Annotated in this window: 13 protein-coding genes; 3 read left to right on the top strand and 10 right to left on the bottom strand. The window is 59.7% G+C overall.

The features are described 5' to 3' along the window. Window positions 1–135: 135 nt before the first annotated feature. The 8 genes from AC13E3_RS02065 to AC13E3_RS02030 all read right to left on the bottom strand — a co-directional run bounded on the left by AC13E3_RS02065 (window position 136) and on the right by AC13E3_RS02030 (window position 12,945). Complete coding sequence (locus tag AC13E3_RS02065; protein ID WP_008172684.1) at window positions 136–759, bottom strand: MarC family protein; 624 nt, start codon at window positions 757–759, stop codon at window positions 136–138. Between the two features lie 115 nt (window positions 760–874). Beyond that, window positions 875–1,828: a transglutaminase family protein gene (locus AC13E3_RS02060; protein ID WP_053113307.1), complete on the bottom strand. Its 954-nt coding sequence runs from the start codon at window positions 1,826–1,828 to the stop codon at window positions 875–877. Between the two features lie 10 nt (window positions 1,829–1,838). Continuing rightward, complete coding sequence (locus tag AC13E3_RS02055) at window positions 1,839–4,343, bottom strand: circularly permuted type 2 ATP-grasp protein (protein WP_008172679.1); 2,505 nt, start codon at window positions 4,341–4,343, stop codon at window positions 1,839–1,841. An 89-nt stretch (window positions 4,344–4,432) separates the two neighbouring features. After that, entirely contained in the window at window positions 4,433–7,732 is a 3,300-nt protein-coding gene (locus tag AC13E3_RS02050) for a transglutaminase family protein (protein WP_405417574.1), read from the bottom strand. Between the two features lie 35 nt (window positions 7,733–7,767). Further along, the gene (locus AC13E3_RS02045; protein WP_008172676.1) at window positions 7,768–8,706 is read right to left on the bottom strand and encodes an alpha-E domain-containing protein; all 939 of its coding nucleotides are present in this window, start codon (window positions 8,704–8,706) and stop codon (window positions 7,768–7,770) included. A gap of 1 nt (window position 8,707) precedes the next feature. Then, on the bottom strand, window positions 8,708–10,168 hold the full coding sequence (locus AC13E3_RS02040) for a circularly permuted type 2 ATP-grasp protein (RefSeq protein ID WP_008172675.1): 1,461 nt from the start codon (window positions 10,166–10,168) through the stop codon (window positions 8,708–8,710). 14 nt (window positions 10,169–10,182) lie between these two features. Then, window positions 10,183–11,244, bottom strand: coding sequence for a zinc-binding metallopeptidase family protein (locus AC13E3_RS02035; protein WP_405417577.1), 1,062 nt, complete (start codon window positions 11,242–11,244; stop codon window positions 10,183–10,185). A 117-nt stretch (window positions 11,245–11,361) separates the two neighbouring features. Continuing rightward, window positions 11,362–12,945 (bottom strand): flavin-containing monooxygenase, encoded by a 1,584-nt coding sequence (locus AC13E3_RS02030; RefSeq protein ID WP_405417580.1) that lies wholly within the window; start codon window positions 12,943–12,945, stop codon window positions 11,362–11,364. A 506-nt stretch (window positions 12,946–13,451) separates the two neighbouring features. Between AC13E3_RS02030 and AC13E3_RS02025 the strand changes: the two genes are divergently transcribed. The 3 genes from AC13E3_RS02025 (at window position 13,452) to pntB (ending at window position 17,170) form a co-directional block, all read left to right on the top strand. Then, complete coding sequence (locus AC13E3_RS02025) at window positions 13,452–14,084, top strand: TetR family transcriptional regulator (protein ID WP_039881970.1); 633 nt, start codon at window positions 13,452–13,454, stop codon at window positions 14,082–14,084. Between the two features lie 104 nt (window positions 14,085–14,188). Next, window positions 14,189–15,766 (top strand): Re/Si-specific NAD(P)(+) transhydrogenase subunit alpha, encoded by a 1,578-nt coding sequence (locus tag AC13E3_RS02020; RefSeq protein ID WP_008172671.1) that lies wholly within the window; start codon window positions 14,189–14,191, stop codon window positions 15,764–15,766. Window positions 15,767–15,778: 12 nt separating this feature from the next. Beyond that, window positions 15,779–17,170, top strand: a complete 1,392-nt coding sequence (gene pntB, locus AC13E3_RS02015) for a Re/Si-specific NAD(P)(+) transhydrogenase subunit beta (RefSeq protein ID WP_053113313.1) — start codon at window positions 15,779–15,781, stop codon at window positions 17,168–17,170. Between the two features lie 30 nt (window positions 17,171–17,200). Here the strand turns inward: pntB and bamE are convergent, their stop codons facing one another. Then, complete coding sequence (bamE, locus tag AC13E3_RS02010; RefSeq protein WP_053113314.1) at window positions 17,201–17,506, bottom strand: outer membrane protein assembly factor BamE domain-containing protein; 306 nt, start codon at window positions 17,504–17,506, stop codon at window positions 17,201–17,203. 152 nt (window positions 17,507–17,658) lie between these two features. Further along, window positions 17,659–18,771: an NADH:flavin oxidoreductase gene (locus tag AC13E3_RS02005; RefSeq protein ID WP_008172665.1), complete on the bottom strand. Its 1,113-nt coding sequence runs from the start codon at window positions 18,769–18,771 to the stop codon at window positions 17,659–17,661. Window positions 18,772–18,849 lie beyond the last annotated feature (78 nt).

Below are 18,849 nucleotides of genomic sequence, written 5' to 3'. Positions count from 1 at the left end.
CCACTCGTTCAGGCTCGGGGGAAGAAGCAGTTCCTGGCCAGGCGAATACGGGCGGAAAGTGGTTCCCATCAGTCATCCTGTTGCTGAAGAATTTTGATCTATTGTGCCAGAATGTAGCTTCTGCCGCGCAGACTCCTAGGTGGAGGCAATGAAACCCGCAATGCCCGTCAACACGATTTCAGCCGCCATAGCAGAGAGGATCAGACCGCTGATCTTGGACATGATGTTCAGGCCGGTCTTGCCCAGCACCTTCTCCAGGTAGCCGGACAGGTGCAGCAGCACCGCGAGGATCAGCAGGCTGGATACCAATCCCAGGAGTCCGCCTGCCACTTCGGATACCCGGTTAAGCTCGGCGCCATACACCATGATTGCACCAATGGTGGCCGGGCCAATCATCACCGGAATAGCCAGTGGCACAACGGCAATGTCATCACGGTCCTCATCAGGCAGCCCGGTGGCGTGATTCCGGGTACCACTGGTCACCAGGCTGATGGCGGTCAGAAACAGCAGGCAACCGGCACCGATCCGGAACGAATTCAGGGTAATGCCGATGGCGCTGAACAACAGCGGGCCGGCAAAGAACAGAATCACGCCCATCAGAAAGGCCGAAACGCAGGCACGGCGGATGATCGATGTTTTCTCGGTTGCTGGAAGGCCCCTGGTCAGCGCCAGGAACATGGTCACTACGAAAAAAGGCGCCAGCAGGAACAGGAAGCGAATGGTGCTGCTGATGTAAGTCGAGAAAAACGTTTCAATCATTCCGTGTCGTCCGGGTGCCATCGAAAGCCCGCAAGCATAGCTTGCTACGCGGCACTCCGCCGTAAGGAAGTGAACGTATGGATAAGCTCAACCACAACCGGACGGGTGGATTCGGTTAAGTCGATAGTTCTTCCAGATAGGTTTCGCCGTCGCCGTACAGGGAGGCGAACTCCTCCTCGGGCACCACGGTCACGGCAATCTCCGGTTCATGTCCACCACCCCCCAGCAGGACGCCCCGCATCGGGGTGATATCGGAAAAGTCCCTGCCCCAGCCGAGGGTAATGTGTTCCAGGTCCGGCCTCAGGGCATTGGTAGGATCCAGCTCCAGCCAGCCGAAATCCGGCACGAACACAGCCACCCACGCATGGGTAGCATCGGCTCCAACAAGGCGCTCCTTGCCCTCGGGCGGATGGGTCAGGATATACCCGCTCATGTAACGTGCGGCCAGGCCCAACGAGCGAAGACAGGCAATCATGATGTGGGAGAAATCCTGGCAAACCCCTCGACGGGCCTTGAACGCCTGTTCGACCGGAGTGAAGGTTTCCGTCGCCGTTGCATCGAAACTGAAATCGCGATGAATCATCCGCATCAGGGCATCGGCCGCCTCTACCAGCGCGCGCCCCGGAAGGAACGCCTCCCGGGCATAGGCGGCGTACTGGGAATCAATGGGCACATTGGTGGAGACAAACCGGAACGCCGTGGCCTGAAGATGGTCCGCCGGGAACTTCCTGTCGGCACGGTACCGCAGGCTATCGCGGACGGTTTCCCAGGGAACTTTTGCCGCGGCTGCCGAGGGTTTCGGACGCTCACGAAGCTCCACCCAGAATTCGCTGATGATCCGTAAGTACTCATGTTCCGCGGTAAAATCAATCTTGGTAATCCGATTGCCGAAACTGTCCAGGAACGAGCTTCGCACCGGGGGTTCCGGTGCAATCGCCAGATGATGTTCCAGATTCCGCTGCCAGGGCAGGGCCCGCGGTGTCAGTCTCAGCAAATGGTGGGACTCCCCCACCACCTGATCGTACTGGTAGAGGGTCTCATGACGCACATGGTAACGGACAAATGTCATGACAGGTGCCTCAATCCGGGTTCACAGACCGGTCGGAATACCGGGTGTGAATAAAACACTGCCGCTGGATTTCATCAGACACACGATAGGCCTCCGACCGGATGTCACACAATAGCTCCGCCAGGGCTTCACAGGCTTTATCCGGGCGTTTGCGCTCAAACGGATGCAAATCAAGCGCTCGCAGCCGCTGCAGCGATTCGTTCAGATCCGGCGGAAACAGCTGACCGGTTTTACGACCCATCTCCGGCAGGTCCTTCTGGAGCTGGCGCAGCTGGAACATCACCGAATGAGGATTGCTTGCGTCTATCACCAGGGTATGGAGTACCCCCAGAAGCTCTGGTGTCCGACGGTATCGGGTGCGGTAGGTGACTTCCGAGTTGGCCACTTCCAGCAGCCACTCTAGCATGGCATGGCGGCTGAACCGGTCGCTGAACAGGGGCACGCAAATCAGCGTACAGAGATTGGCCAGTCGCTCCAGGCGCCGGCCGATCACGAGGAAAACCCAACTGGCATCCCGCGTAATGTCATCCATCGCAAAGCCCGCCAGGGAGATGCAGTCCAGCAACACCAGGTTCAGTGCCCGAATCGACCGGTCTGGCGTGGTTGGCGCCGGGCTCAGGGGCTTGCCCACCCGATTGAGCGTGTGCCAGTTGTCGGAAGACAGACGGTCCCGGACCTGGCTGGCGTTGAACAGCAGGGCATCAAGAATCGACGCGATTGAACCCGGAAATTGCAGGTCACTCACCGCTCTCAACAAGGCGTCGGGAAGCGGCTCGGGGACCGCATCTTCTTCAGGCTCCGGAAGGGTCCCGAATTGTTCGGCTGCCTGTTGCAGCCCGAGCAGGGCTTCTTCGCTGGCCTGGTCGTGGCCCGACAGACGGTTGAACGCCGCCCGCAATAAACGGGCAGTTCCCTCCGCCCGCTCCGAGTGCCGGCCCATCCAGAACAGGTTTTCCCCCACCCGGGAGGGCGTGTCCCGCTCGCCGTCGAGCAGGTCAGACACCTGCAGCCGTCTCTTGATCAGTGACTTGGAGGGAGCCGTGTAGCGAGCCTGTACCCAGGTGTCCTTCGACAGCCCTCCCCGTTGCATGGAGATGACTTCCACACCCGCATCCATGGCGACCCGGGTCAGCCCACCGGGCATGACCCGCCAGCCGGAAGGCGTGGCCGCCGCAAACAGCCGCAGGCCGATGGACCGGGTGGCCAGCGGCTGCTCCGGATCCCCCTTCCAGACCGGCGCCTGGGAAAGATGGACGAGCTCCTGGCCGACAAAGGCATGGGGATGGGCATGCATCTTCTTGATCAGGGCGTCCCGCTCTGCACCTTTCACCTGGTAACCGAACACCGGCTCCATTCGCATGCTCGCGAAGGCCGGTTTAATGACCAGCTCGTCCAGGTGCTCAATGACATAATCCAGAGCCGGTTTCTCACCACACCACCAGGACGCCACCGACGGCATAGCCAGAGGCGAGCCCAGTAATTTCTTCGAAATCTCCGGCAAAAACCCGAATAACGCCGCACTCTCAAGCACCCCGGAACCCAGGGCATTTGCCATCAGCACCTTGCCTGCCCGCACCGCTCCCAGAAGCCCGGGAATCCCCAGCACGGAATCGGCGCGAAGCTCCAGCGGATCACAGAAGCCATCGTCCAGCCGGCGATAAATGGCGTGTACCCGCCGCAGGCCCTGAAGCGTTTTCAGGTACACCGTGTCATCTCGCACGGTCAGATCCTGGCCCTCGACCAGCGGCAAACCCAGGTAACGGGCCAGGAACACATGTTCGAAATAGGTTTCGTTGAAACGGCCCGGGGTCAGCAGAACGCAAAGCGGTGACTCGGTTCCGGCTGGCGACATGCCCGCCAGGCTGTTCTGGAAACCCTGGAAGAATTCCGAAAGGTTGGTTACCGGCAGGTTGTGGAATGGCGCCGGGAACGCCCGGGAAATCACCAGCCGGTTCTGAAGGGCGTAACCGGCGCCGGAGGGCGCCTGGGTACGGTCTGCCATTACCCACCAACCGCCGTCTGGTGCGCGCGCCAGATCCACGGCATACAGGTGCAGGAACCGGCCCCCGGCAGGCTGAATCCCCTGGCAGGGCCACTGGAAACCCGCCTGCCCGTAGACCAGGGCCGGAGGCATAAGACCTTCTTTTAACAGCGACTGCTCGCCGTATAGATCGGCCAGAACGCTGTCCAGGAGCTCTGCACGCTGGGCGACGGCTTTCGAGAGCCATTGCCATTCATCGGCGCCCAACACCAGCGGCAGCAGATCCACCTCCCAGGGTCGGGTATCGCCGCGGGGGTCTTCATAGACGTTGTAGGTTACGCCATCTTCGGCGATGGCATTGGAAACCGCCTGAGCCCTGAGGTTGAGACCAGCGACAGACTCAAGGTTCAGCTGCTGCAACAACGGACGCCAGTGCGACTTGGGCCCGGAACCCCCGGTGCCAAGCTCATCAAACCGGTCCGGCACCGGATGGTACTGGCGGAGGATGTCAGTAACTGCTTGCTGCTTCGCCACCTTGAATTCAGGCTCCGTTAGTCAGTGAGCTGGAAGCATAGCCGCTTTCTACTCTCCGGAGCCAGCATCAAACCACATGTCCAGGCATCTTATTTGTGATATCGCAGATCCAGGGTAAACGGAAACTCCCGATGCTCCGGAACCGGCCGCAGGGGCTGTTGCCCCGAGCTGTGTCCCATCCGGAAGAAGCGCGCCATGCGGCGGCCTTCCGCTTCGAACGAGTTCACCGGCAAAGTCTCGAAATTCCGGCCACCGGGATGGGTCACGTGATATTCACAGCCGCCCAGGCTGCGTTCATTCCAGGTGTCCACGATATCAAACACCAAAGGCCCATCCACACCAATGGTCGGGTGCATGCACTGGGATGGCTGCCAGGCCCGGTACCGGACGCCGGCGACCGATTCACCCACCATCCCTGTTGGCTGAAGCGGCAACGGCACCTGATTGCAGGTGATCTGGTAACGATCCGGGGCAGCGCCGCGTACCTTCACCTGCAAACGCTCCAGGGAAGAATCCACGTAGCGGGCGGTGCCGCCGATCGCGCCGTGTTCCCCGGTCACATGCCAGGGCTCCAGAGCCGAACGCAGCTCAAGGGTTATGCCCTTGACCTTGTAATCGCCGATCCGGGGGAACCGGAACTCGAAATGGGGCGCGAACCACTCGCTCTCGAGCGGGTAACCCTGGGCCTTCATATCGTCGATGACGTCCTCGAAGTCCTGCCAGACATAGTGAGGTAGCAGGAACCGGTCGTGCAGCTCGGTTCCCCAGCGAACCAGCCCGCTGGGTTTGTAGGGCTGTTCCCAGAATCGGGCCACCAACGCCCGCAGCAGCAATTGCTGGGTCAGGCTCATGCGGGCATGGGGTGGCATCTCGAAGGCCCGCAATTCGAGCAGACCATGACGCCCGCCCGGGCCGTCCGGGGAATAGAGCTTGTCGATACAGAACTCGGCCCTGTGGGTATTGCCGGTGACGTCCGTAAGCAGGTCCCGGAGCAAGCGGTCCACCACCCAGGGCGCGACTTTTTTGCCCACAGGGCATAACCGCTCCATCTCCCGGAACGCCAGTTCCATTTCGAACACATGGTCGTTGCGCGCCTCATCAATCCGCGGCGCCTGGGAACTGGGACCAATAAACAGGCCGGAAAACAGATAGGACAGGCTGGGATGGTTATGCCAGTAGCTGATCAGGCTGCGCAGCAGATCCGGGCGCCGCAGGAACGGGGAATCCTCTGCCTTTTGCGAACCCAGCACAAAATGGTTGCCACCACCGGTGCCGGTGTGACGTCCGTCCATCATGAACTTCTCGGAGGTCAGCCGGCACTCGTAGGCGTCCGCGTACAGAGTCTCGGTCTGTTCAACCAGCTCATCCCAGGTTCGCACCGGCTGCACATTCACTTCGATCACCCCGGGGTCCGGCGTGATCCGGAAATGACTCAACCGCGGGTCCGAAGGCGGCTCGTACCCCTCCAACAGGACCGGCTGCTGTAGCTCCGCGGCCGTTTTCTCGATCGCTGACACCAGGGCAAGGTAGGGCTCCAGCTCCTCCAACGGCGGCATGAAGATGCGAAGAATGCCTTCCCGGGGCTCCACACACAGGGCCGTTCGGACAATCTCGGGTGCTGACTTTCCTTTTGCGGGAGGCTCCCGCTCCGGAGACGACTGGCCGGCCTGGCCACTGTTCCATTGCCGGATCTCTTCGCTGCCGGGCAAAGGGCCGCGGGGCGCAAAGGGATCCTGCTCGTGTATCCAGGGGTAATCCGCTTCTTCCACCCAGGGCTGGCTGTCCAGAGGCAGGCGATGGCCCATGGGTGAGCCGCCCGGAATCAGATAACAGCGCTGGCTGCGCAGGAACCAGGGGCCGGTTTCCCATTCGTGTCCCTTTTCGGAGACACGCAGGGGGAGCACGTAGCCCACAGGCTCATCCAGACCCCGGCTGAAAATCTGCTGGAGCTGCTTCCGCTCCAGGGCATTCTCGAGTTTGGCGTCGAAAGGATCGACGTTGACCGGCAGCCGGCGTTCCCGCCACAAGTAATAAAAGGCATCCTCGAACCCTGGGAACAGCTGTTTTCCATCAACACCAAGCTCCTTCGCCAACGCCGACAAAAACCTGTGAGCATCTTCCGGGCTTGCGTTGCCTTCGATGCGTTCATCCGCCAGCCAGCGCTCATCGCGCCATATCGGCTCGCCATCCTTGCGCCAGAAACAGTTCAGGGACCAACGGGGCAGCGGCTCTCCCGGATACCACTTGCCCTGGCCGAAGTGCACCAGCCCGCCAGCACCATACCGGTCCCGCATCCGGTGATAGAGCTCAATGGCCTTCTTGCGCTTGGTGGGGCCCATCGCTTCGGTGTTCCACTCCGGCTCGTCCCGGTCGTGATTCGCCACGAAGGTGGGTTCACCGCCCTGGGTCAGACGCACATCCAGTTCTGTCAGACGCTGGTCCACGTCATGGCCCAGCCCAACGATGCGTTGCCACTGGGCCTCGGTATAGGGTTTGGTCACCCGAGGTGCTTCCCAGATGCGCTGAACGCTCATCTGGTGCTCGAACTCGACCCCGCACTCCTCAACCATGCCGGTAATTGGCGCCGCCGAGGACGGATCCGGGCTGCAGGCCAGCGGGATATGCCCTTCTCCGGCAAACAGGCCGGACGTCGGATCCAGCCCCACCCAACCGGCGCCCGGCAGGAAGACTTCGCACCAGGCGTGCAAATCGGTGAAGTCTTCCTCAGCGCCCGAAGGGCCATCCAGTGCTTTCTGGTCTGCCTTGAGCTGAATCAGGTAGCCGGACACAAAGCGCGCCGCCAGCCCCAGATGCCGGAGCGTCTGCACCAGCAACCAGGTCGAATCCCGACAGGAGCCGGAGCCCTTTTTCAGGGTTTCCTCCGGGGTCTGGACACCCGGCTCCATCCGGATCAGGTAATCAATACGGTCAGCAAGGCTCTGGTTCACACCCACCAGGAAATCCACGCTGGGAGTTTCCTTGCGGTCTATGGTGGCCATCCACTTACGGAATTCCGGTGTTTCCGGTAGTTTCTGTAAATAAGGCGCCAGCTCTGCCGTCTGCCACTCCTCGTATTCAAACGGAATGGTCTCTGCCCGGGGTTCCAGAAAGAAATCGAACGGGTTGATCACGGCCATCTCGGCAACCAGATCCACAGTGATCTTCAGTTCTTCGGTTTTCTCCGGAAACACCAGGCGGGCCAGATAATTGGCCTGGGGGTCCTGTTGCCAGTTCAGGAAATAACCCTCTGGTTCCACCTTCAGCGAGTAGCTGAGGATGCGCGTCCGCCCGTGCGGACACGGACGCAATCGAACTATTTGCGGGCCCAGGCTGATCGGGCGCTCATAGCGATAGTGGGTGGTATGGCTCAGGGCAACGTGAATCGACATGGAACCTATCTCACAGGCGAATAAAATTGGGAGTTTCAGGCTGTCTCGTAGACAGGAAACCACGTCTCTGCAATATCGTCGTGAAGCTCACCGATTTCTAACTGCAGTTTTTCCAGGAACAGGATCACGTCCTCCTTGCGGATCAGTGCATCCACGTCCCCATCCCGGGTGTGACGTACCGCCTGCAACGCGGTGCGGAGCGGAATCTCGTTCCTTGGCAGACGGTCGAGAGCGCCCGCGACTTCGCTGAGGCTGTGCAGCACCGATCGCGGGAACGGCTCATTCTGCAACAGGAAACGAATGACCAGTGGCCCGCTGACCTTCCGCCGCACATTGTGACGGTACATCTGGAAGGCACTCTGATAACGCAGGACACTGGTCCACAGCAGCCCGCCATAGGTTTCGGTGCCATCCCAGCCGTCGAGGAACTGCAGGGCGCCCACTTCAATCTGCCGGGTGGCCATGTCCGCCCGCTCCAGGTTGCGGCCTACTCGGATGAAGTCATACCCCTCATCGTGACTCATGCAACCGGCCAGCAAACCATTGAGCATCTGGCAGCGACCCACGATTTCGTTGAGGAATTCGTACCTCGCCCGCTTACCAACCCCCTGATCTATGTTCTCCAGGATGTACCGGTACAGCTCGTTGATCACCTCCCAGGCGTCGGTTGGAATCTGGTCCCGGGTGGTGCGCACGTTCTCCCGGGCGGCCTTGATGCAGGAGGCAATGGAGCTCGGGTTGTAGCCATCCGCCATCAGAAACTTCACACAGTTGCGCTCATCGGCCTTCTGATGATGCTGGTCAAACAGCGCCCCCATGCCCGTCACGGCCACCAGTCCCTTCCAGGAAAGCTGGGTTTCCCGGGGCATGTCCAACGCCAGGGAATTAAAGGCCATGATCATCCGGGCGTTGTTCTCGGCCCGCTCAAGGTATCTGGCCATCCAGTACAGTCGTTCCGCTACACGTGACAGCACATCAATTCTCCTCGTCCACGATCCAGGTATCCTTGCTTCCACCGCCCTGGGACGAATTCACCACCAGGGAGCCTTTTCGCATCGCCACCCGCGTAAGCCCGCCAGCCGTAACGTAGGTTCTCACGCCCTGCAGCACAAAAGGCCGAAGATCCAGGTGTCGGGGCGCCAGGCCCTCGTCGCACAAAGTTGGGGCCACAGAGAGACTCAATGTGGGTTGGGCGATGTAGTTGCGCGGGTTCTTCTTGATCAGGCGCGCGAACTCGGTGCGCTGCTTCTTGGTGGAATGGGGCCCCACCAGCATGCCATAGCCCCCGGACTCGTTCGCGGGCTTGACCACCAACTCGTCGAGATGCTCAAGGACATACTCCTGATCCTGCTTGTTCACACACATGTAGGTGGGCACGTTCGGGATGATCGGCTCCTCATCCAGGTAGTAACGGATCATGTCCGGCACGAAGGCGTAGATCACCTTGTCGTCGGCCACGCCGGCACCCGGTGCATTGGCGAGGCCAACCTTGCCATTGCGCCAGGCTCGCATCAGACCGGGCACGCCCAGAGTGGAATCGGAACGGAATACCTCCGGGTCCAGGAAATCGTCGTCAATGCGGCGATAAATCACATCCACGCGCTCCAGGCCCTCGACAGTACGCATGTAGACACAATCATCTTCGCCAACCACCAGGTCGGCCCCTTCTACCAGCTCGGCGCCCATGCGCTGAGCCAGGAAGGAATGTTCAAAATAGGCGGAGTTGAAAATACCTGGCGTAAGCACCGCAATTTTCGGGTGGTCCTGAGGCCGGGGCGAAATCGACGCCAGCATGTCGAACAGCTGGTTGGTGTAGTCATCGACCGGCAGAATGCTGGTTTTGTCGAACAGCTCCGGGAACACCCGTTTGGTCAGCTGACGGTTCTCCAACATGTAGGAAACACCCGAGGGCACCCGCAGGTTGTCCTCGAGAACATACACCTTGCCGTCCTTGTCACGCACCAGATCCGATCCGCAGATGTGCGCCCATACTCCCAGTGGCGGCGTGAATCCGCGGCACTGCTCGCGGAAGTTCTTGGAGTTGGCGAACACGTACTTGGGAATCACCTTGTCCTTGACGATGTTCTGGTCGTTATAGATGTCGTTGATGAACATGTTGAGCGCCGTCAGGCGCTGCGCCAGGCCCTGCTCGATGGTTTCCCACTCCCGGAGCGAGATCACCCTCGGAATGATGTCGAAGGGCCAGGCCCGGTCGATGTTCTCACCCTCACTGTAAATGGTAAAGCTGATCCCCATCTCCAGTATCGCCAGTTCGGCAGCCTGCTGGCGCGCCTGGATTTCCTCGGAACCAAGGTTGCCCAGGTAGTCGGTAATCGCCGTGGCCGCCGGCCGGGGCTTGCCCTTGGCGGCAATCAGCTCATCGAAGAAGTCGTTGGGATCGTAGTTTTTCCAGTCTATCGATTTGTTCTTTTTCATTTGGGGTCCTTTCGTTAACCACCGTGAGCTATTCGGTGTACCAGGCGGAGCTTCTCCACCACCGGAGCCGCAAGCACGAAGGGGTAGGCATCCTCATGCCCCATGCTTCGGTTAAGGCTGTTGAGCGCAAGCGTCAGGGGTAACCAGTGCTTGATCAGTGCATCGAAATCGTCGGCCTGGTAGGGATCAAACGCAGGGTCTGGTTCGCTGTTCATTACCGGGCGCTGGCGGGCATTCACCCGCATCCCGAACTGCCAGGCAGTCTCTAATGTATCCACCATATGCAGGTAATGTGCCCAGGTCTCGGCCCAGTCTTCCCAGGCATGGCTGCTGGCATAGGCGCTGATGTACCAGCTCTGCCAGTCACCGGGCGGGCCGTACTGATAATGCTGGTCCATGGCCTGCCTGTAGTCCCTGGTGTCGTCACCAAACATCTCCCGAACCGACCCAAGCCATGGCCCGGACCGCACCAGGAGGTCCCAGAAATAATGACCGGATTCGTGACGGAAATGCCCCAAAACAGTGCGATAGGGCTCGGCCATCTGGCTGCGCATCCGCTCCCGTTCCACCGGGTCGGCCTCGGCAATGTTCATGGTGATCACGCCATTGGCGTGGCCGGTTTTTACCTTCGACCGCTCGTCAAACATTGCCGGCTGGTCGGCAAGAAAATCGAAGTTCAGGCCATATTGGTCTTCCTGCCGGGGCTCGCAAGGCAGCTTCAGGCGCAGCAGTGAATAGACCAGGCGACGTTTCTCTTTCTCCAGCCGCACCCACAGATCGTGGTTCCGGAAGGTGCTCAGGTCGGGAATGGTGCGATTAAGACGGCAGGCAACGCAGAAAGCGTGTGAATCAGAGGCAGGCACCAGCCAGTTGCAAGCGCCCTGGTTCTGGTAGTTACCACATAGACGGTATTGATCGCTGGCGGTGACCTCTTCCCAGGTATCGTTACCCTTCGGATCAATCGCCACCAGATCCATCACATCCGGCGCGAAGCCAAGGCTTGCTCCGCAACTGGTACAGCAGCTGTTTTCGAAATAAAGCAGGTTGGCGCATCGGCCGCAGTGAAACAGCTTCATTTGGGGACATCCTTGGCCGATACCGGCAAGACCGTTGCTTCAAGTATTGGCCATCCGGGCCAAAACGCAACTTATCCACCGTTAAAACCCGGCTGAAATGCCCCCGCTGCTCCGATGCTAGATGGCCATGGCAGAATCAACTCCGGCAACGCTGTCACTGGCGCCTTTACACAGGTACCACTCTGCGTCGAAGCGCCGCGTCTGGTTCCGGAACTGCCAGGTAAAACCCGGCCATAGGGTCGTGTTCCTGCCGTTTTCGTTGACGTACCAGCTCTTGCAACCGGTCTGCCATACCGAGTCACCCAGCTTCGCGTGAATGGACGCGTTGTAGCGGCTCTGGGCGTCCGGCTTCACTTCCATGCTGGTCCACTGCTGCCGGCGCATCTGTTGCAGGGCATCCAGCACGTACTGGATCTGACTTTCGATCATATACACCATGGAGCTGTGACCGAGACCGGTGTTCGGTCCCATCAGCATGAAAAAGTTCGGAAAGCCACTGACGGTGGTGCCTTTGTAGGCCTCTGCGCCGTCCTTCCAGGCGTCCAGCAGGTCCTGGCCGTTTCGCCCAAAGATCATGCCCGCGGGAATCGGGTCCTGGGCCCGGAAGCCGGTGCCGTAGATGATGCAATCCACCTGCCGCTCATTACCCTGGCCGTCGATCACGGTGTTGCCCTGCACCTCACGGATACCCTCGGTCACCACGTCCACATGATCCTGCGCCAGCGCCGGATAGTAGTTGTTGGAGATCAGTACCCGCTTGCAGCCAAAATGGAAATCCGGGGTAACTTTTTTGCGAAGCGCCTTGTCCGGAATCTGGTTGCGAATATGCCGGCGGGCCTGCAGTTCACCAAGCTTCAGAATACGGGGGTTACCCACAAAGCCCAGCACCCGCGCCTCCAGGGACCAGTAAATACTCTGACGGAAGGCATTGAGTGTTTGCGGGAACATCCGGAAAAGCCGCTTCTCCACTGGCCGGATGGCACGGTCCGGCTTGGGCATGATCCACGGTGGTGTGCGCTGGTACAGGTCTACCTTTGCCGCCTGCTTCGCCACCTCCGGAACAAACTGGATGGCCGAGGCACCGGTCCCGATCACCGCCACCCGCTTGCCGCGCAAATCGTAGTCGTGATCCCAGTCCTGGGAGTGGAAACGCTTGCCCGTGAAGGATTCGATCCCCTTGATCTCCGGATACGCCGGCGTGCTCAATCCCCCCATTCCGGAAACGAGGATATCGGCCCTCAAGGTAGTGAATTCCGGCAGCCCCTTATCGGTTCGATCCAACCGGTCTCCCGGCTTCACGCCTCTTTCCTGCATGTACGCCCAAAGCGTCGGACTATCACAGGTTTCAACAACCCACCGTTGGTGGGTCTCATCAAATCGCGCTCCCGCCACGTGGGTGTTCAGCCGGATGTGCTTCATCAGCCCGTATTTCTCGGCGCAATGTTTCAGATACGCCTTGATCTCGTGCTGCTGGGCATACATCCGGCTCCAGTTCGGGTTCTGCTCGAAGGAGAAGGAGTAGAGTGCAGACTGCACGTCACAGGCACACCCCGGGTAGTGGTTCTGGTGCCAGGTGCCACCGATGTCGTCACTCTGCTCCAGGATCACGAAGTCGTTGTAGCCGGCTTCCTTGAGTTTGATGGCCATGCCCAGGCCGGAGAAGCCCGTGCCGATGATGGCGATCTGTGTGTTCTGTGTCATTGCTGCACTCCTGCGTTGGCCCCAGTGCCCCAGCTAAACGGGACACTAGACCTTGTCTGTTGTTATCCGGCGGGTCATCATGGCCGGTAGACACATGTATACACAGCTTGGTATACAACCGTATACTCCTGGTTCGGTGATTGGCCTCAGGTGACTGATCATTGGCCTCTGCGGCGGGCTCTGGCTGGGGGGGGCTGGTCATTTGTGGGAAGGGCTTCCAAAACGCGCTCCTTGCGGCACATCCCTGTGACGCTTGGCTCTCGCCATCCATGGCGAGAGACAGTTTTGGAAGCCCTTCCCACAAACGACCGTCAGACTCACAGTGGCCCGCCCTCATACAGTCGCCTCAAGTCTGGCAGCCCACTTCCATTGTTCGGGGGCCGTGTTGGCAGGTATTCCGAAAATGCTCGGAGCCAGGGATGGCGGAGAGCAAGCGTACATGGACGTACTTGCAGCGGTTTTCGGAATACCTGCCAACGCGGCCAACCTCCAAAGCAGAGGAAAAGATGAACGGATTAACCGGCGGAAAGCTGAAACTCATCCAGGCTGCGCTTCGGCTGATTACCGAAACCCGGAGCCTGACGTCGCTGGGACTGCGGGAGCTTGCCCGGGAGGCGGGGCTGAATCCGAATACCTTTTACCGACACTTCAAGAGCCTGGATGAATTCGGCCTGCAGGTACTGGGTTACATTGCCGAGGAGATGAAAGCCGGGGTCCGGGATCTGCGGCAGATGGCGGATTCTTCCGAACAGGCGTCGCGGGATACGGTGGCGTTTGTGTACCACTACTTCCTGGCCAATCCGGCGGCAACTACGGTGGCCGTGCGGGAACTCCACGGCCCCTCCCCGATACTGCGACGGGCCCTTGAATCACAGCTTGAAGCCAGCGCCCGGGAAATGGCCGAAGACATTATCGAGCGGCAACTGGTGAGCGCCGTGCCGTCCGAGACCATTCATGAAGTCTCCCGCATGACCATCCGCTACATCCTGTTCCGGGCCATGGATTACATCGAGAAACCCGCCCAGCGCGAAACCATCCAGACCGAAACCGAACATTTCATCAACCGGCAGTTCCGGGGTGCGATGCTTGATCACCTGTCGCAAACGGAAGTCGAACGCCTCGCCCTGAGGCAGGGCTGATATACCTCCGATAAATCCGCTTTCCGGGCAGATCTGGCAACCTGCACTAGTATGTAGATAACCAGAACAAGTGATCAATCGGGAAATCCGGAGGCAAACCAATAATGAAAATCGGTATCCCCAAGGAAATCTTTGAGGACGAGCGGCGAGTGGCCGCCACGCCACCTTCTGTTCACAAGTTAATCGGACTTGGTTATGACGTGATCGTGGAAGGCGGCGCCGGCGAGGCGGCGAACTACTCCGATGCCGCCTATGAAAAAGTGGGCGCAGCCATCGCAGCCGATACCAGCTCACTGTGGAAAGAAGCCGACTTTATCCTCAAGGTCCGCGCGCCCATGGAAAATCCGGCACTGGGCAAACACGAAGCGGATCTGATGAAGGAGGGCGCGTTTCTGGTCAGCTACATCTGGCCAGCCCAGAACCCGGAATTGCTGGAAAAGCTGGCCGCCAGAAAGATCACGTCTTTCGCCATCGACAGCCTGCCCCGCATCAGCCGCGCCCAGAAGATGGACGCACTCAGCGCCATGGCCAACATCGCCGGCTATCGGGCGGTGATCGAGGCGGCGAACCACTTCGGGCGTTTCTTTACCGGGCAGGTTACCGCTGCTGGCAAGGTGCCACCCGCGAAAATCATGGTCATCGGTGCCGGGGTGGCTGGCCTGGCAGCCATTGGCGCGGCCAACAGCATGGGCGCTATCGTGCGGGCCTTTGATACCCGGCTGGAAGTAAAGGAACAGGTCGAGAGCATGGGCGCCGAGTTCCTGGAACTGGATTTCGGTGACGAGGAAGGCAGCGGCAGCGGTGGTTACGCCAAGCAGATGAGTGACGAGTTCATCAAGGCGGAGATGGCGCTGTTTGCAGAGCAGGCGGAAGAGGTGGATATCATCATCACCACCGCCCTGATTCCCGGCAAACCGGCACCGAAACTGATCACCGCCGACATGGTAAAATCCATGAAGCCCGGCAGCGTGATCGTGGATCTGGCCTCAGAGCGAGGGGGTAACTGCGAACTGACCGAACCGGGCAAAGTCGCCCATCAACACGGCGTTACCCTGATCGGCTACACCGACCTGCCCAGCCGGATGGCCAAGGTGGCCAGTGATCTGTACGCCACCAACCTGGTGCATCTGCTCACCGAGCTGACACCCGAGAAAGACGGCACGCCGCTGGTGAACATGGAAGACGAAGTCATCCGTGGCCTGACGGTGGTTCACGAGGACGAAATAACCTGGCCGCCGCCACAACCGGAATCGCCGGTCAGCCCCAAGCCCGCACCGGGCACCGAGGAGCCTTCAGCCGAAGCAAAAGCGGCCGCCAAGAAGGACGCGGACCGTCGCAGCCTGATCGGCAAAGGCGTTCTTCTGGTGGTGACGGCCCTGGCGCTCTACGGAGTGGGCGCCCACGCGCCGGAAAGCTTCCTGCAACACTTCACTGTGTTCGTACTGGCCTGCTTTATTGGCTGGCAGGTGATCTGGAACGTAACCCCTTCCCTGCATACCCCCCTGATGAGCGTTACCAACGCCATCAGCGGCATCATCGTTATCGGCGCCATTCTGCATCTGGCCCAGGCGGAGAATATTGCCGTTGGCATCATGGCGTTTGTGGCGGTGCTGATTGCCAGCATCAACGTGGGCGGTGGCTTCCGGGTCACCCATCGCATGCTCAAAATGTTCCGCAAGTAGGAGGCGCCCGATATGAGCACAGGACTGGTGAGCGTGGCCTACGTGGTCGCAAGTATCTTGTTTATTCTCAGCCTGGGTGGCCTCAGCCACCAGGAATCGGCACGGCGCGGTAATCTCTACGGCGTCGCCGGCATTATCATCGCGGTGGGGGCCACTCTGGCCAGCGTAGACGGAGGCATTACCGCCATCATCATTGCCGTGTTGCTCGGTGCCGGCATTGGCATTCCCATCGCCAACAAGGTGGAAATGACCCAGATGCCTCAGCTGGTCGCCCTGCTCCACAGTTTCGTGGGTCTGGCGGCGGTATTGGTAGGTTTTTCCGGTTATATCGAGCCGTTGATTGCCACCTCCGGTACCGAGCACACCATCAAACTGGTGGAGGTGTTTGTCGGCATTTTTATAGGTGCCATTACCTTCACTGGTTCACTGGTGGCCTGCGGCAAACTGGACGGCCGAATCGACAGCAAGGCGCTGACCCTGCCCGGACGGCATCTGATGAACCTGACAGCGATCATTGTCTGCGTCTTGCTCGGGGCCTGGTTCCTGGGCACCGAGAGCATGGCCCTGGGAATCGTTGCCCTGATCCTGATGACCGCCATTGCCTCGGTCCTCGGCATTCACCTGATCATGGCTATTGGCGGCGCCGACATGCCGGTGGTGGTATCCATGCTAAACAGTTACTCCGGGTGGGCCGCCGCTTCCATCGGTTTCATGTTGGGCAATGATCTGCTGATTGTCGTTGGTGCCCTGGTGGGCAGCAGCGGTGCCATCCTCAGCTACATCATGTGCAAGGCCATGAACCGCTCGTTCATCAGCGTGATTCTCGGTGGCTTCGGCCAGACCAGCAGCAGTTCGGCGGCCGCGGACGCCGATCAAACGGTGCACGAATCCAGTGCCGATGATGTCTGCGAGGAGTTGCGCAACGCCCAGTCGGTGATCATTGTGCCCGGTTATGGCATGGCGGTCGCCCAGGCCCAGAACGGCGTCAGCGAGATGACCAAGATCCTTCGGGAACGGGGCGTAAACGTGCGTTTCGGCATTCATCCGGTGGCCGGCCGTCTGCCAGGGCATATGAACGTGCTATTGGCGGAAGCCCACGTCCCTTATGACATCGTGCTGGAAATGGACGAAATCAACGATGACTTCCCGGATACCGACGTGGTGCTGGTCATCGGCGCCAACGACACCGTGAACCCGGCCGCCGCCGAAGACCCGGGCAGTCCGATTGCCGGCATGCCGGTGCTGGAGGTCTGGAAGGCCCACCAGGTGGTTATCCTCAAGCGGGGCATGGCCACCGGTTATTCCGGGGTGGAGAATCCACTGTTCTTCAAGGACAACGCCCGTATGCTGTTCGGCGATGCCAAGGAAAGCATCGATAAGCTGGTAGGAGGCTTGCGGGGCTGAAGGCAGCCCCGCGCCTGTTTTCTTCGGGAGTTATTCGGTGGTGTTGTACACGTAGGACGACACGGTGCCGTCCTGGTTGAACCGCACCACCAGGTCGGTGGTTTCCGCTTCACCGAAGGCAGACCACTTGTACTTGCCATAGGTCCAGGTGCGTTTGCCGTCTTCGATCCCGGTGCGCCACGGCTCGCCGAACATCTCCTGGATATCGGCCCGCGTGGTTTCACCAATCTGGATCTGGTCCACATTGTGGGTGGCGAAGTCTTTGCCGACAGTCGCACAGCCCACCATGGCCGCCATCACCAGAGCCACGCACAACGTTTTAACCGAACCAATCATCGACATACGTATCCCTCATATTCGGGTGAATTTCACCCATCATAACGTGTCTCTGAGCAGACGCGATTACGAAGACGACAGGTTTCCGGAAACAAAAAAGCCGCAGGCCGGGAGGCGCTGCGGCAGGTCGATCGTCCGATCGAAGGGGATAATCAATACAGTTTGGCGAGGGACTTCTTGGCGAAGGATTCGACTTCGTTCAACCGGCCTTCTTTCACCTTGATCAGCCATTCGGGATCCTGCAGAAGTGCCCGACCAACGGCAATCAGCTCGAACTCGTGGTTATTCATCCGCTCCACCAGCTCATCGATCCCGGCTTTCTCAACCGCTTCCTGCTTGCTGGCAAAGGTGCCGCTGATGAAATCTTCGGTCAGCCCGACACTGCCCACGGACATGGTCGGCTTGCCGGAAAGCTTCTGGGTCCAGCCTGCGAGGTTCAGATCCGAGCCTTCAAACTCCGGCTCCCAGAACCGGCGGGTAGAGGCGTGGAAAATGTCCACACCGGCTTCCACCAGTGGCTTCAGGAACCGTTCGAGTTCCTCAGGGCTGTTCACCAGTTTGGCTTCGTAATCCTGCTGCTTCCACTGGGAGAACCGCAGCATGATCGGGAAATCAGGCCCGACGCGATGGCGCACCGCCTCAACGATTTCGACCACAAAGCGCAGGCGGTTTTCCATAGAGCCGCCGTATTCATCGTCCCGCTGGTTGGTGCCTTCCCACAGGAACTGGTCCAGCAGGTAGCCATGGGCACCGTGGATCTCGACACCATCAAAACCGAGGGCTTTGGCATCCTGGGCGGCATCGGCAAAGGCGGTGACCACGTCCTCAATATCCTCTTTGGTCATGGCTTTGCCGTTGGGCTTGCCAGGGCCAAACAGACCGGATGGGCTGTAACCGGGCACCGAAGGATCCGGAGGTGTGCCTTCCTTGCGTACGGCGCCAACGTGCCAGAGTTGCGGGAAAATGGCTCCACCGGCTTCGTGCACGGCATCAACAACGTTTTTCCAGCCTTGAAGGGCGTCGGAACCATGAAATGCCGGCACATTGGGATAACCACTGGCGGCGGGGTGATTTACTGTAGTGCCTTCGGTAATGATCAGACCAACGCCGGCTTCGGCGCGGCGCTGATAATAGGCCACAACATCCTCACCCGGCACACCATCAGGCGAGAAGTTGCGGGTCATCGGTGCCATCGCCACCCGGTTACGCAGCTTGAGGTTGTGAAGTTCAAACGGTTCGAAAAGCGGGCCAAGATTCATGCTCATGGTAATGTGCAACCTTACTAGTTTGGTTTCGTTAAGCAACCATATTGAATCTGGTTTTAAAATGCAACCCTATTCAGT

The sequence above is a fragment of the Marinobacter sp. L-80 genome (assembly GCF_056859395.1).
Note: the sequence above shows the minus strand (reverse complement) of the source record. Positions and strands in the feature narration are given on the sequence as shown.